Consider the following 14547-nt stretch of genomic DNA (forward strand, 5'->3'; position numbering starts at 1 on the left):
AAAACTATGAACAGTGAACGTATGCACAGCGAGAACCTTGTTGAGTTGGGTGGCATATCTTAAGGATAAGAGGATTTTCGAGGGCGTTGCGTTGCGGTTTGTAAAAACCAGTTACGAGTATGAACGGTTCGAGGGTGAATCAGATGACGCGCATGAATCAAATGCTTCACAGAACTGTCCGCAGATTTCCAGGTTGCCTCGATTAAATCTTGACGGCTTAATCGACGCAATTCTTCTAGCTCTGGCGTGTTACCTCGCCCTGGCTCTAAACCATCGGCTAGATAGACCACACAACTCAGCAAGCTCATCTGGGGTCTACCCAAGGTATGATTGCGAATGGCATCCAAAATATCGAGGTCGTGAATGCCAAATTCGTCGCGGGCAACAACTGCGCCAATATCGGCATGAAGAAGATGAGGATTGAGTTCATCAATGGGATCGAGTTCTAAGCCTTCATCCCTCGCCATTTGTAGAAGTCGATCGGGCTTGAAGAACTTAGCGAGATCATGCATCAACCCTGCGATCGCGGCTTTCTCAGGATCAAGATGATGGCGAATCGCTAGCTCGATCGACATCCGTTCCACCCGCAGGATATGGCGCAACCGAGTTTCCGGCACATTCAGCTTTAGCCAAGCAATGACTCGTTCTCGCAAGGGCTGAAACTCATCCGAAAACTGAGGCTCACTCGAAACGGGAGCATTAGCGAACTCAGCTTTAGGATATTTAGGACGGAAGAGTTTCGGCGACTCACGCATTCAAATGGCACACTCCTGTCGGCAGTTAAGAGCAAGCGCCCTTAAGCTTCCGAAAGAATCGCGACGGAGTTCGGCAAATAGCGAAAAGGCTTGTTGCCTCTATTCTAGCTCATGAGTTTCGATGCAGAATGTTCACAGTAAGGTACTTGTTTGTCAAGAAACTTGGGACTCGGCTACGAGCGGCAGATCGAGAAAGAGAGTGTTAGCATAATTTTTGAACGCTAAGCTGCTTTGCGATCGCACAAACGCTGGATCGCCTGTTTAGCGATAAATTGGATACAAAGACTGGATATCAAGACTATGTTTTTTCACTGGTCGTATCTGCTGCTCATTCCAGGAATGATTCTCGTGTTTTGGGCGCAACAGCGCGTTCAACACACCTACCGCAAGTACTCGGAAATTCCGTCAAGCATGGGTCTGACTGGGGCAGAAGTCGCAAAAACTATTCTCCGGCGCATGGGCATTAGCAATGTGACGGTAGAACCCGTGGCTGGGCAACTCACGGATCACTACGATCCGGGAGGAAAGGTTGTTCGCCTTTCTGAGGGAGTTTATCGGTCAAATTCTTTGGCAGCAACGGCGGTAGCCGCTCATGAGTGCGGTCATGTTCTGCAAGATGTTAAAGGATATAAGCCGATGAATGTGCGGGCGGCGCTGGTGCCTGCCGTTAATTTGGGCGCAAACTTCGGACCGATGCTCATCCTCGGAGGCTTGTTTCTCGGCTCGATCGGGGGTATCTTCATCAATATTGGAATTGCGCTATTTGCCGCCGTAATCATTTTTCACATTGTGACCTTGCCCGTCGAGTTTGATGCGTCGAGCCGCGCCTTGAGACTGATTGACGAGCTTGGTATCTTGCAAGGTGAGGAAAATCGAGCGGCTCGAAAAGTCCTCAATGCAGCGGCATTTACGTATGTGGCAACGGCACTCTATTCGTTGTTACAGCTTGCTCAGTACATTTTGATTGCGATGTCGCGTCGGAATTAACGCTCTCTGGATCGCGGCGGGGTGATTTGCTCCAGAGTTTCCACAATTTGTTGAGCCTTCGTCTCTACTCAGCTTCTACGAAAAGCTAGGGACGAAGGCATTTTTAATTACCGAGCGTTTTCAGCCGCTTGCAACTTAGTGCGAATCAATTCAACCCGCTTACGATTAGCACCCAGATCCGACTCACCCAACCGAGACGCCGATCGCACGTGAATAACGCCCGCCGGTTTATCTACATAAAACTCTACATCGTCTACAAAGCCCATGAGTGGGCTGGTAAATTCGGCATATAAATAGGAATCTGTTTCGCTAATTACCTGGGTTCTAGGCAGGGCTGCGATCGCGTGTTTTAGGGTTGTGAATGCTTGTTCGGGAGACGAAGTGTAGCGGAGCGGCTCAACCTGGTGGGTGGGGTCAAGGCTGAGGCTGCTCACACAGTTTGGGGTGGGAGGACAGGCTGCAAGGCGATCGCGGGTTAGCCCCAGGTTGGCGGGTCTAGAACCGGGGAAGCTAAATATGGCAGCGACTGGAACGGGTTGAAGGGGGCGTGCAGCAACGGGCGGCGTCACCGTGATCCAGCAAAGCGCAACGAAAAGTAGGGGAAGCAAGCGTTTAAACATCTGAGCAGATTTCCTAACAAAACTTAATCTTTAGTGTAAGCTACAGCGCACGGGCAACGTGTAAGCGGCAGATGCCCTACGATACGATCGCACCTTGCAGATCAAGACTCAATACTTTCGCCTGTACGCCAATCCCCTGACCCATCCAAGCCGTTGCCATCGCCGATCGCACTGATTCGGCTTGGTCAGCATGGGATAGCGCCAACAGCGTTGGACCTGCTCCACTGATCACCAGCCCATAAGCACCCGCCGCGATCGCGCCTTTCTGCACCTCCTTAAACCCGCCAATCAACGCCTGCCGATAGGGTTGATGAATTCGGTCTTGCAAGGCGGCTCTCAACCAATCTGCGTTCCCTGTTTCCAACCCCCGCAGCAGTAACCCCAAATGCGCGGCATTGAAGATGGCATCGGCGCGGCTGTAATCTGCCGGTAAAACTTTTCTCGCGGCGGCGGTCGAAAGCTCAAAATCGGGAATCGCCACGATCGGCACAACATCCGAACTCCAAGCGAGGTCGCAAATTTCCCAAGCTCGATCGGCTCCGTTCGTGGCGTAGCCTGAGGCTGCCAATCGACACCCCCCCATTAACGCGGGAACGACATTATCAGGATGCCCTTCAAGTTCGGTGGCTAATTCCGCGAGTTGATCGAGGGTAAAGGGCGACCCTGCCAGCACATTTGCACCGACGATGCCACCCACGATCGCGGTCGCCGAACTTCCCAACCCCCGCGCTAATGGCACATTCATCTCAATCGTGATGTGAATCGAGGGAACTGGAGTTTGAATGCGATCGCAGAGCTTGCAAAACGCTTGATACACCAGATTACTCGAATCCATAGAAACCCGACTTGCCTCTGCGCCCCTCACGGTAATCTGCAAGGCTTCTCCATCTGCTAGCAGAGAAAACGCAAACTGATTATAGAGACTAAGCGCGGCTCCCAAGCAATCAAATCCTGGACCTATATTTGCAGTCGTAGCAGGAACCGTGACCGTGACAGTAGACATATAGCAGTGTGCAGACAATAAAGAATCGCCGGAATGAACGCTTTTTTAGAAGAGTATCGTTTAGAAGAGTATCAGCATTTCTTTCTGCAAAAAACTGACGCCTCAGGTGAGTGCTCAAGTCAAATGCGGGCGTCCGAATTTGTTAAGTAAACGAAACAGTCAAGCGGGGAGCGTTATGATTGAAACTAAGTTAACTTCTGTAAAGCAACCGTAAAGCAACGTGACTGCTACCTTCAAACCTAAAGACAGCACCTTATTGCCTACCACTTGGTATGCTCTGACTCCGCTTTGGCAGGGTGATGAACACGATATTCAGCAAGGGCTGCCCCACACGCAACTTGCCCCAACGTGGCAGATAATGATGCTAGGAGACGGCTCTCCGACTCACTGTTTACAACTTCTGACTGGTGAACCTACGGAGGTAGATGTGTTGGACATGTCGGCCATTGGCTTTGCAACCGATAATGCCCCAAGCTCGATCGAGCAAGTTCCCGGACCTCGGTTACGGCGGCAGATTTGGCTCAAAACCGCTTCGGGTCAGCGATTGGGCTATGCGACCTCATGGTGGGAACTGAGCCATATTGATGAGTATTTGCAGAACCGATCGCAGCCAATCTGGCTCAATCTCTCTCGCCTCCGAGCCGAGCTATACCGTGATATTCAAGGCTTGTACTATGGTCACTCCAAGGCTCTAGAAGAAGCGTTCGGACATCCAGGACCTTTTTGGGGACGCCACTATTTGTTCTGGCATCATGGGCAACCCCTGACCTTGATTTATGAGGTTTTTTCCCCTTACTTAGAGAAATATTTAGGTCCGATGCGGTTAGACTGATCGGGTTAGGCTAATCGACAGAGCTAGGGTGCTTGAGACGCTCTGCCATAATGAGGACGGCAGGGCGTTCCCCAGCAAACCTGGCTTTCAGGCAAAGAGCTAAAAACGCTGCTTCGTGCGCCCACAACGGCATTGGCTCCAACCTTTACGTCTGGGGCAACAAAGCAATCGGTGGCAATCCACACACCGCTACCGATTGCGATCGCACCCGTTACCAACCCAAAATTCGGATCGCTCAGATCATGACTCCCGGTGCAAAGATAGGTCTTCTGCGAAATCACACAATGTTCACCAACGTGGATGCGATCGAGGCTATAAAACACCACGTCATCACCGATCCAGCTATAATCGCCAATCTCCACTTTCCAGGGATAGGTAAACCTCGCCGTCGGGCGAATCAGAACCCCTTTGCCAATCTTTGCTCCAAACAGTCGTAAGATTCTACATCTAAGGGTATTGAGCGGTTGAGGCGTCAGCGGGAATGCGATCGCTTGCACCAACCACCACAGCAACACGATCCATCCTGGGCGACCGCGATCAAACCAGGATTGGTCATATTTCTGTAAATTGACCCACGCTTTAGCGTCTAAATCGGGCAAAAAATTGACATTTTCAGATAGATTTTCGTTAACGCTACCCTTCATTTTTTCCAACATCAAGACTCAGGTTGAGGAATGGGTTGAAGCTTAGAAGACGCCGTGGGCTTTGTATTCAACGTGCCGCCACACTGCTGAAGTTCGTAAAGTTTTACTCCAATCTGATATTCGTACTGGCTGAGCAGTCGCCCGTAGGTGTAGCCTGCCTTGCCGTCTAAAAATCCGAGCCGAATGAAGTAGAACAGCACAAATCGCAACAATGGTTTAAACGGCAATCTTACCCAAATTTTCTTTAAAAACCGCTTGCGCTGCACCGCATCACCCAACAGGTTAGCCCCGATCGTGCCACTATCTGCTTTGCCATTGAGGACATTCAAATAGACCTGAGCTTCCCAGTTAGAGTAGCGATTGTGGCGCTCTAACCAGTGATACAAATCCTTAAAGTCAATATGCAGCATATCCCTGGTTAAATAGCCAACCTTGCCCGATAGCACAACATGTTCATGAACTTCGTTATCGCCCGTATTGCGAATCTCTTCAGTATTTAAGTTCTCATATCGACCTTTCGCATGTCTAAACAAGCGCAGATTCCAGTCTGGATATTTGCCCCCGTGACGAATCCATTGACCCAAGAAAAAAACTCGGCGATTGAGATAGTATCCGTTATGATCAGCCTGTTGAATAGCGGCTTCAATTTCCTCCCAAAGCTCAGGGGTGATGCGCTCATCGCAATCGACAATCAGCACCCACTCATTGCGAAACGGCAGATTTTCCAGTGACCAATTCTTCTTTTTGGGCCAGCGCCCGTTGAACTGAAACTGCACCACCGTTGCGCCATACTTTTCAGCCATTTCAGAGGAGCGATCGCTACTCTGAGAATCAACGACAAACACTTCATCGGCTCTAGCAACGCTCTCTAGGCAGGCAGGCAAGTTTGCTTCTTCATTTCTTGCTGGGATCAAAACAGAAACCGGAACTTTAGCGAGATTGGAAGTCATCATGATTCGGTCAACAGAGTAGGGAAGGAGATCACATCTCAGGTCAAGCAGCGCCTCATCTATTCACACAGCCTGCATCTTGGCAGGATAAATCGACGAATCGCTTGATGTCGTCTTTATAATGCCCACTCTTCAACCCTGAATTGCCAAAATTTTACAGTCTGCATTTTGTCTCGCAACAGTTTGAGACACTGCTTTACACACCTCGTAGCCCTGTAGAAACAGAGGAACCCGCTTCAAAAAGACTCTAAACCACCATAAAAATGGGGCTGACGTTCAATCTGTAAACCCCAACCCCTAACAAAGATAGAAATGGAGAGCCAATCAACTGCTTGACTTATTCACACTCAACGCATATGCAGGCTTGACCACCTCAGCACTTTCTTTCACTTTTTGGAAGAGAGCCTCATATTGACTCAAAGCTTGCTCAAACGAATACCGCTCGATCGCATACTGACGACCTTGTTTGCCAAGCAATGCAGCATATTCAGGATTGTTGTAGAGTTCTAAAATTTGATGCGCCAACGCTTCCGGGTTTTCTGGCTCCACAACCACGCCACCATGACTTTTCTCAATCGCTTTCGCTGCACTCCCCGTACTCGGCACAGATGCAATCACCGGACGCCCACTTGCCAACAGCACTTGTGTTTTAGACGGCATGTTAAACGACACCACGTTTTGCTTTTGCACAATTAGCCCAACGTCAGCCGCCGCCAGCATTTCAGGTAATTTTTCTCGAGGCTGGAAAGGCAGAAGAATAACATTTTCAGCGCCACAGGCAGCACAATGCTCTTTGAGTTTTGCGATCGCTTTCGATTCCCCCACAATTACAAAGGCAATGTCAGGCAGATCTCGTAACCGAGCCGCCGCCTCGACCACCGTTTCTAGCCCTTGGGTTAGCGCAATATTGCCGGAATATTGCACGACAAACTTACCCTCAAGGTTATGGGCTTTTCGGAAGGCGTTCTCCTCTTTCGGCAAGGGTTTGATAAAGTGAACATCGACCCAATTGGGAATGCAGGTGATTTTACCAGGTGGAACACCTTTGCGCTCTAAATTATCGACAAAGCCATCTGCAATCACGCTCACGGTGTGGGCAGTGCGATAGGCAAACTTTTCTAACGACTCAAGCACCCGGATCATTAGCTTGTTCTTGATCAGCCCTACATGCACCGCCGCTTCGGGCAAAATGTCTTGAACATTGAGGATAATTGGGCAATTGTGAATCCAGCCTAGAAGGGCGGCAGGCACGCTCACTGGCAGAGGTGGCACAGTTAAAAGAATCAGATCTGGTCGCCACCCTCGGAGTGCTTGAAAGAAACTAGTAAAGACAAAGCTACTATCTAGCAAGATGCGATCGAACAAATTTGGTTTTGGTTTAATCCACACATAGCTGCGCTGGATGGTCACTCCGTTTCGTTCTTCGGTTGTGTAAAGCTTTCCCCGATACGCCTCATAAATTTGTCGCTGCGGGTAGTTTGGCATCGCGGTGATGACTCGAACATCATGCCCTCGTTTTGCTAATCCTTCGGCGAGTTCGGTCATGAGCGGTGCAATCCCGATCGGCTCTGGATAGTAGTTGTAAGAATAGATTAAGACGCGCATAGCTTGTGGACTCAAACGGTGACGGGTCGCCTTCAACGGGTCATTCTGGGGGGACGATGCGGGGGGAAATACGCAATCTAGTCGAATTAATCAGAGGACACAGTGGGGGACTTGTCGGGGGCTAAACGCAGTGTCGATCTAAATTACTTAAGTAGGGTGTTGCTAGGGGGGTAGCCGTACCATAGCGAGCGGGATGTGTTCTCTGAAACCTTTCTGCAATAGTCTTCAAGAAATCTTTTTGCCTCTTTGGGAGTCTCTAAAGCTTTCTTGAAGAATTATTACCTAGTTTCACTGAGTTTAAAGTACCCTTCTAAGTTACTTTATATACTCAAATTTAAGCGTAGAGTTTTGCATCTCTTCCCTAATGGTGAGAGGCTTAAAGCATTACCTGTAGCTAAAAGCACAAAGATAAGGGGTAAGCCGTTGTGCTAGTGATGGTTTGATGAGAACGACAACTAATGTATATTTCATTTCCAGAAGATTCTTTCCGGAAAGTAATAGGTCTTTTCGGATACGTTTGATGCGGGTGCGATCGCAGGTCAACTATCGAATGGCGGGGTTTTTGAAAGTGTATCAAACGTTAGATCGGTATCCGAAGATCCCTCAGCCGAGTTTTGCCTGAGCCATCTTCAATTTCAGTCCATTGACTAAGGACAGATAATGGAGAATAAAGAGGCATAATCTTCTTCTGCAAGCCCCTGCTGAAGCGCTGCTTTGAGAATTTCGCCAACGCCTTCTACAGGTTCAACCCTTAACTGATTGGCTTGAGCGGTGGCAATAAACAGGTCAATGTCTTTTTTGAGATGTTTTGTTGGGAAGTTGGGATTTGAGTAGTCTTGATCGAGCATTCGCTGTAGTTTTTTATCAAACGTCGGAGCATATAACGCGCTTTTACGCAGAATATTCATAAATGCGGCGGTCTCTACATTTTGACGGAGCACCAATCCCAAACTGGCAGAAAAAGCGCTGGTCATCGTGCCGATCAACTGATTGAGCGCTAGTTTCGTTGTAGCCGCAGCCCCTACTGAACCGAGGAGAACTGGTTCAGAACCGAAGACGCTTAACACGGGCAGCGATCGCTCAAATTGCAACGGCGTTGCACCAACCATGACAATCAAATTGCCCGATCGCGCTTCTGGAATACTGCCTAATACTGGCGCTTCAATATATTCTCCGTTTGCAGCAGCAACCTCATCTCGAATCGCCCGGCTTTCATCGGGTGCGATCGTACTCATCTGAATCACGGTTCGTCCTGAAAGGTGGCGGCGTGCTTGCTGTGTTAACAACACGCTGCGAATCGCTGAGGCATCAGTAAGCATGAGAACCACAAACTCAGAGGCGGCAATTACGGCGTCTGGAGAGGCGGCAATCTTGGCTCCAGATGCCCTCAGTGGTTCTACCTTGGCTGCCGTACGATTGTAAACGCTGAGAGCATGATGGGCATCGAGTAACCGGTGCGCCATAGGCAAACCCATTAATCCAGTTCCAATAAATCCGATGTTCACAGAGGGTGCCTCCAAAAAACTCAAAAGCGCTGAAGGGGGAACCATCCAGCGCTTAGATATTGACTTAGATATTGAGTTTAATCGTAACGGTTACTGAATGGCTTTCATCAAAAACTCAGCAATTTCAATCAGTTCAGATTTGTTAAACACTTCTAGTAGAGTTCTGGCAGCGGCTCTCGGTTCACGGGGAATAGATACTTGCGGTTTGGTCGCAGCAGAGGCACGATTAGCGGTTTGAGGAGCAGACGGCGAGGAGGATGGCGGAGTTGGTACGACAAGTTTTTGCAAGTTAGCGCTAGCGGCAATTTCGGCAGTGCGCCCTGCCAAGAGTAGGTCGCTGGAGTGCTTCAAGTCTTTGATCACAACCGGCGCGATCGCAGCATAAGAATGCTGAGTCTTTGCGATCGCGCGCTGCACCACCTGAATGATGGCAATCCAAGCCGTTTCTCTAGGGCTGACTTGAATCAACCGATGGCACAACCCAATCAACTGCTGTCGGCTTTTCTGAGAATCGCCTTGCTTAAAAAGTTGCAGCATCGCCTTGAGAATCGTGGTAAGCTGAACCGCCGCATTCGCAGGAAGAGCAGAAGCAGGCATCCCTTTAGGCGCAGACATCGGTTTGCCAGAAATGAGAAGTTGCAAATACGTTTGCAATTCGTTAAACGTTGGTTCTGCCGCCAAGACGGCTTGCTGAGCCGTTTCTTCTCGCAACCCAAATGGGCTTTGAAGCTCCACAATTAACGCCTTCAGCGTGTCAAATCCTGTCAAAAACAGATCTTCAACCCGCTGATCAACCTTAACCGAATGCTCTTTAAGAACTTTGAAACAATCTTCAAAATGGTGCGCCGTTTTTTGGATGCTGTCAAAGCCCAACATGGCGGCTCCGCCTTTAATAGAGTGCGCTGCCCGAAACAACTCATTGACGCGCTCAGAGTCTGCCATCGTCGATCTCAAATCGACTAACCCCTGCTCGATCGTATCAAGATGTTCTTTTGCTTCTTCAAGGAAATAGCCGAGAATTTGCTGCTGCTTAACTGATTGCACTGCCCTGCTCCTGGAGTAATCAGTACCGAATAGACGTAACCTTGTCTTGCATTGAGTGTTCCCAAAAACCTGCTCTGTTCACGGTGAGATGGGATTTGGAAACCAAGCCCAGAATTTGATTGGAGATTTGATTGGGGGGTTTCCTGACCGTGCGGTTCCTACGGAGTTGCGCTATGCGCTAATCGCACCCTTGCACTGTGAACTTAAGGTGGATTTAAGTCAGAACATTAATGCATGAGAAAATTAACCGAGAAGTGAAATGCCCAATTCAGCTTTTTACCCAGAATGATGTAGATTTAAGAGCAAACTGCCTCTGTCATGCGATCGGAGGCGTCAATGGGTTGACAGGTTATTTGAACGGGTCGTTTGAACAGCAAATTACTCCACATCGAGAACTTTTTCAGATGGAACAGTCGAATCTTTTAGATCTCGCTAAACAGGGTGAGCCAGACGCGATCGCAGCACTCATGAATGCTGTCTTAGAACCCAAAGGCATCGTCGCCCATGCCGAACGAGAACGCGACTGTTTATCTATTCTTCTAGAGTCTTCTAAAGCACTCAACCGGGAGACGCTGGTTGCTTTCATTCAAAAAGGCTTGTTAGAGCTTGGAACACCCTCCATCAAAACAGCCAAAGTCAAAAGCCAAAAGCTTGGAACCGCCTCCCTTTTTTGGACAAAAGACCTTGAGTTGTACCCCAGGTTGGCAGATGATTTACTCTGGCTTGACGACCCAGACGAAAATCTTGACGAGCCAGACGCCCTGATCGAGCTTGAGGAAGACAGCCCCCTCTGGCTAGAAGATTTTGAAGTAGAAGAACCGGATGCGCCAGAACCAATCGTAGAAGAGACCTCTGAAGCAACAGAAGCAGAAGCAGAAGAATCTGAGGAGCCGATCAGCAGTTTCATTTCATCGTTGAAGACTTACTGGCTGGCTTACTCGTTGCCTGTGTTAATCGTGGTCATTGGGGCATTTCTGACCGGAGGCGTCATGGCATTTCTTTCCACCTCAAAAGCCGTACAGAGCGAGGCAGAAAACGCGGTGACACCCCCTGATGAGCAAACGCCAGAAGACCAACAGCAAGGGGCAAAAGATTACCTCAAAGCGATGAACACGGCGCAGGAAAAGTTTTATCAGCAAAATAATCGCTTTGCCAATAGCTTAGAAGAACTAGAGCGATCGGCAAATCTGATCGCTCAAAGTTATGACTACGCCTACCGCCTAAAAGTAAGCAATGCTTCTGGAGACGGCTCAGGTCAGCGCGCGTTGCTCACCGCCTCACCCCGAGAAGCCGGACTCAGGAGCTACATTGGCGGAGTTTTTGTGGCGCAAAAGGGCACAACATCCGTAATTTGCCAAACTCAGAAGCCTTCTATGGACGCTCCTTTAGTTCCTGAATTTTCTAGCAAAGGTGAAGTTAGCTGTGCCCCTCGATCGGCAAAGGTGCAAGAATAATGAGGGAAACTCCGATTGGTCTCAAATCTATGATTTCCCTATCTCCTACCCCCGCGCTGACAGGATGTTTGCGAAGCGTTCACCACATCGCATTGAATGTGCGAGACATGCAGGCGTCGCGTCACTTTTACGGTACCGTTTTAGGACTCCATCAGTTGCAGGGTGCAGACGTGCCCGAAACCTTACAAGCAGAGGTTGCCTCTGGAAAGGTAACAAATTTTAGAACTCCCGATGGCGTTATTGTCGATTTGTTTTGGGAACCTGAACTCTTGCCTCCTGACCCAGACCCAAAAGCCGCATTTACACGAGCAAATCACCTAGCGTTTGATATTGCGCCAGAGTTGTTTGAGCAAGCGATCGCAGTGTTGCACGCCCATCAAGTGTTGATCGATCATGGTCCTGTGAGTCGCCCAACCGGGCGGGGCGTTTATTTCTACGATCCCGATGGGTTTATGCTGGAAATCCGATGTAATCAAGCTTAGGATTAGGCAATTGTCTAAATTTCATGAGATTTTTTCATACTTTGTGTAGAAACAACAGTTCTTGTGAGATCGATCACATGGTAAAGTTCAAAAGTATAGGAATCTAAGTCAAGCTGAGGAAGCGCATCAGTCGCAAGGGAAAACTGGCTAGGGAATGAGTTCCGCCCTGTGCAAAGTAAGACGCTGCTCAGCGAGTTCCTAACTGTTCGAGTGAGGTCGGAAGATGCTGGCAAGACTATTTCAAGCCGCAATCATAACGCTACTACTCAGTGGTTTGGCAGGGGTAGGAATTCTGGAAGACCCAGTATTGTCCAACTCTGTTTTGCACTCTATCTCATCGCTTGAGTTGAGCCAGCGCTAACCTCTTCGTGTCAACCCAGCGTTGGGCGGAACCTAAACAGAAATGGCATTGATTGTGCACATTACCCAGAACGACCAGTGGCAACACGCAAAGCTCACGGGTTTCTACCGGGGTGACACTTTAGACTCAGAAGGCTTTATTCACTGCTCTCGACCCGACCAAGTAGTCTGGGTTGCTAACCAGTTGTATCGGGGGCAATCTTCGTTGGTGCTGCTGTGCATCGAGCCAAAAAAGGTTCGGGCGGAGATTAAGTATGAGGGACTTGAGGGAGGCGAAGCGTTTCCTCATGTTTATGGGGCACTTAATGTAGACGCGATCGCAGGGGTCTTACCGTTTGAGCCAGAGGCAGACGGTCACTTTACCTTACCCGACGAATTAACCACACCTTGAAGCCGCACCAAAACCGATAACAATATCTGGAATCCTCTCGCGAATTGTGTAGCATTTGTTAAGATTTTAAAACCGATAACCCGCTACCTGTCCTGGAGAAATTGCATGCTGCGATTGGAACACATTAGTAAGATTTACTCGACCGGGGAAGTTCTCAAGGATATTAATTGGGAAGTCAAGTCGGGTGATCGGATCGGGCTAGTTGGCGTAAATGGTGCCGGAAAATCAACCCAACTCAAAATCGTCGCAGGTGAGATTGAACCGACCTCTGGGGAAATTATTCGCCCATCTAGTCTCCGAATCGCGTATTTAACTCAAGAGTTTGAGGTTGATCCCACTCGGACGGTGCGGGAAGAGTTTTGGCGCGCCTTTCAAGAAGCCAACGATGTTCACGAAGCCCTGTCTGATATCCACCTTGCCCTAGAGAGCGCCGCCCCAGACGAGTTAGACGCGCTGCTTAACAAGATGGACAAGCTCCAACGGAAATTTGAAGGGATGGACGGCTATGGGCTAGATGCCAAAATTGAGAAGATCTTGCCAGATTTAGGATTTGAGGGAGAGGATGGCGATCGCTTGGTCAGCGCCTTTAGCGGCGGTTGGCAAATGCGAATGAGCTTAGGCAAGATTTTGCTTCAGACCCCAGATTTGCTGCTGCTAGATGAGCCGACCAACCATCTGGATTTGGAAACCATCGAATGGCTAGAAACCTATCTCAAGGGCTTAACGACGCCCATGGTGATTGTTTCCCATGACCGCGAATTTTTAGATCGGCTCTGCACCCAAATCGTGGAAACAGAGCGCGGTGTCTCGACAACCTATCTTGGCAACTATTCGGCTTATTTACAGCAGAAACAAGAGATTCGGGATGCTCAACTGAGTGCCTTTGAGCGGCAGCAAAAAGAACTAGACAAGCAGCAAGCTTTTGTGGATCGCTTTCGGGCAAGTGCCACCCGCAGTACCCAAGCGAAAAGCCGCGAGAAGCAACTAGACAAAATTGAGCGGGTTGAAGCTCCTGATGCTGGCATGCGATCGCTGCACTTCCAATTTCCTCCTGCTCCCCGAAGCGGTCGCGAAGTCGTCATGATCGACCATCTGACCCATATTTATGATGACAAAATCTTATTTCTAGACGCCGAATTGCTGATTGAACGAGGTGATCGACTTGCTATTTTAGGGGCAAACGGAGCCGGAAAATCAACCCTACTTCGGCTAGTTACTGGAGCCGAAGCCCCAACAGAAGGGTCGGTAAAGTTAGGGGATCATAACGTTATTGCAAATTATTTTGAGCAAAATCAAGCCGAAGCTTTGGATCTCAAAAAAACTGTTTTAGATACGATTCATGACGAAGTACCCGACTGGAAAAATGAGGAAGTTCGCACATTGTTAGGGCGATTTCTGTTTAGCAGTGATACCGTCTTTAAAGACGTAGAGGCATTGAGCGGCGGGGAAAAAGCCCGGCTGGCTCTCGCAAAAATGCTGCTTCGCCCTGCCAACCTACTGATTCTCGATGAGCCAACCAATCACCTCGATATTCCGGCTAAAGAGATGCTAGAAGCTGCCATCCGCAACTATGATGGCAGCGTCATTATCGTGTCTCATGATCGTTACTTTATTTCGCAAACTGTAAACAAAATTGTTGAGATTCGAGACGGCGAATTGAGGCTTTATCGCGGCGATTATCACTACTACCTCGACAAAGTTGCAGAAGAGAAGGAAAAAGCCAAGCTCTCTAAGATCGAGGCAGAAAAAGTAGAAAAAGTAGCGGCAAAACGCATGAAGCAAAAAGAAAAAGAAAAGGCAAAAAAAGGGCAAAAATGAGGCTTTATTCACAAGCAAAATAGAGGACTACATTAAACTCCGTCGGGGATCATTCATAGAATGTGTAACGTTAAGAGTTTGTACTCATTTACGAATG

14 protein-coding genes are annotated in these 14547 nt (G+C 48.9%); 6 read left to right on the top strand and 8 right to left on the bottom strand.

The genetic code is table 11. From position 1 onward, the window contains the following. Positions 1–59 precede the first annotated feature (59 nt). Positions 60–755 carry a bis(5'-nucleosyl)-tetraphosphatase (symmetrical) YqeK gene (gene yqeK, locus GS601_RS04275; protein WP_162422040.1) on the bottom strand — a complete coding sequence of 232 codons (696 nt, stop codon included), beginning with the start codon at positions 753–755 and terminating at the stop codon, positions 60–62. A gap of 300 nt (positions 756–1055) precedes the next feature. On the opposite strand from yqeK, the gene GS601_RS04280 reads away from it, so the two are divergent. Beyond that, entirely contained in the window at positions 1056–1742 is a 687-nt protein-coding gene (locus GS601_RS04280) for a zinc metallopeptidase (protein WP_162422041.1), read from the top strand. 107 nt (positions 1743–1849) lie between these two features. Here the strand turns inward: GS601_RS04280 and GS601_RS04285 are convergent, their stop codons facing one another. Together GS601_RS04285 and thrB are read right to left on the bottom strand one after the other, a co-directional pair. Further along, complete coding sequence (locus tag GS601_RS04285; RefSeq protein ID WP_162422042.1) at positions 1850–2362, bottom strand: DUF1499 domain-containing protein; 513 nt, start codon at positions 2360–2362, stop codon at positions 1850–1852. A gap of 76 nt (positions 2363–2438) precedes the next feature. Continuing rightward, positions 2439–3365 carry a homoserine kinase gene (gene thrB / locus GS601_RS04290; protein WP_162422043.1) on the bottom strand — a complete coding sequence of 309 codons (927 nt, stop codon included), beginning with the start codon at positions 3363–3365 and terminating at the stop codon, positions 2439–2441. 220 nt (positions 3366–3585) lie between these two features. Here thrB and GS601_RS04295 point away from each other — a divergent pair, with 220 nt between their 5' ends. Beyond that, positions 3586–4197 carry a chorismate lyase gene (locus tag GS601_RS04295; RefSeq protein ID WP_162422044.1) on the top strand — a complete coding sequence of 204 codons (612 nt, stop codon included), beginning with the start codon at positions 3586–3588 and terminating at the stop codon, positions 4195–4197. Positions 4198–4220: 23 nt separating this feature from the next. Here GS601_RS04295 and hpsU read toward each other — a convergent pair whose 3' ends face one another. The 5 genes from hpsU to GS601_RS04320 form a co-directional block, all read right to left on the bottom strand. Continuing rightward, the gene (gene hpsU / locus GS601_RS04300) at positions 4221–4841 is read right to left on the bottom strand and encodes a hormogonium polysaccharide biosynthesis acetyltransferase HpsU (protein ID WP_162422202.1); all 621 of its coding nucleotides are present in this window, start codon (positions 4839–4841) and stop codon (positions 4221–4223) included. 11 nt (positions 4842–4852) lie between these two features. Then, positions 4853–5794, bottom strand: a complete 942-nt coding sequence (locus GS601_RS04305) for a glycosyltransferase family 2 protein (RefSeq protein WP_274381930.1) — start codon at positions 5792–5794, stop codon at positions 4853–4855. 321 nt (positions 5795–6115) lie between these two features. After that, positions 6116–7396, bottom strand: a complete 1281-nt coding sequence (locus GS601_RS04310; RefSeq protein WP_162422045.1) for a glycosyltransferase family 4 protein — start codon at positions 7394–7396, stop codon at positions 6116–6118. 647 nt (positions 7397–8043) lie between these two features. Further along, positions 8044–8901, bottom strand: a complete 858-nt coding sequence (locus GS601_RS04315) for an NAD(P)-binding domain-containing protein (RefSeq protein WP_162422046.1) — start codon at positions 8899–8901, stop codon at positions 8044–8046. Positions 8902–8991: 90 nt separating this feature from the next. Continuing rightward, positions 8992–9945 carry an Hpt domain-containing protein gene (locus GS601_RS04320; RefSeq protein ID WP_162422047.1) on the bottom strand — a complete coding sequence of 318 codons (954 nt, stop codon included), beginning with the start codon at positions 9943–9945 and terminating at the stop codon, positions 8992–8994. A gap of 230 nt (positions 9946–10175) precedes the next feature. On the opposite strand from GS601_RS04320, the gene GS601_RS04325 reads away from it, so the two are divergent. The 4 genes from GS601_RS04325 (at position 10176) to GS601_RS04340 (ending at position 14450) form a co-directional block, all read left to right on the top strand. Next, complete coding sequence (locus GS601_RS04325) at positions 10176–11399, top strand: type IV pilin-like G/H family protein (protein WP_162422048.1); 1224 nt, start codon at positions 10176–10178, stop codon at positions 11397–11399. A 29-nt stretch (positions 11400–11428) separates the two neighbouring features. After that, positions 11429–11881 carry a VOC family protein gene (locus GS601_RS04330; RefSeq protein ID WP_202924854.1) on the top strand — a complete coding sequence of 151 codons (453 nt, stop codon included), beginning with the start codon at positions 11429–11431 and terminating at the stop codon, positions 11879–11881. A 403-nt stretch (positions 11882–12284) separates the two neighbouring features. Next, positions 12285–12632 carry a DUF952 domain-containing protein gene (locus GS601_RS04335; protein ID WP_162422050.1) on the top strand — a complete coding sequence of 116 codons (348 nt, stop codon included), beginning with the start codon at positions 12285–12287 and terminating at the stop codon, positions 12630–12632. A gap of 105 nt (positions 12633–12737) precedes the next feature. Further along, positions 12738–14450 (top strand): ABC-F family ATP-binding cassette domain-containing protein, encoded by a 1713-nt coding sequence (locus tag GS601_RS04340; protein WP_162422051.1) that lies wholly within the window; start codon positions 12738–12740, stop codon positions 14448–14450. The last annotated feature ends 97 nt before the right edge of the window (positions 14451–14547 follow it).

The organism is Myxacorys almedinensis A (assembly GCF_010091945.1).
Lineage (GTDB): Bacteria > Cyanobacteriota > Cyanobacteriia > Leptolyngbyales > Leptolyngbyaceae > Myxacorys > Myxacorys almedinensis.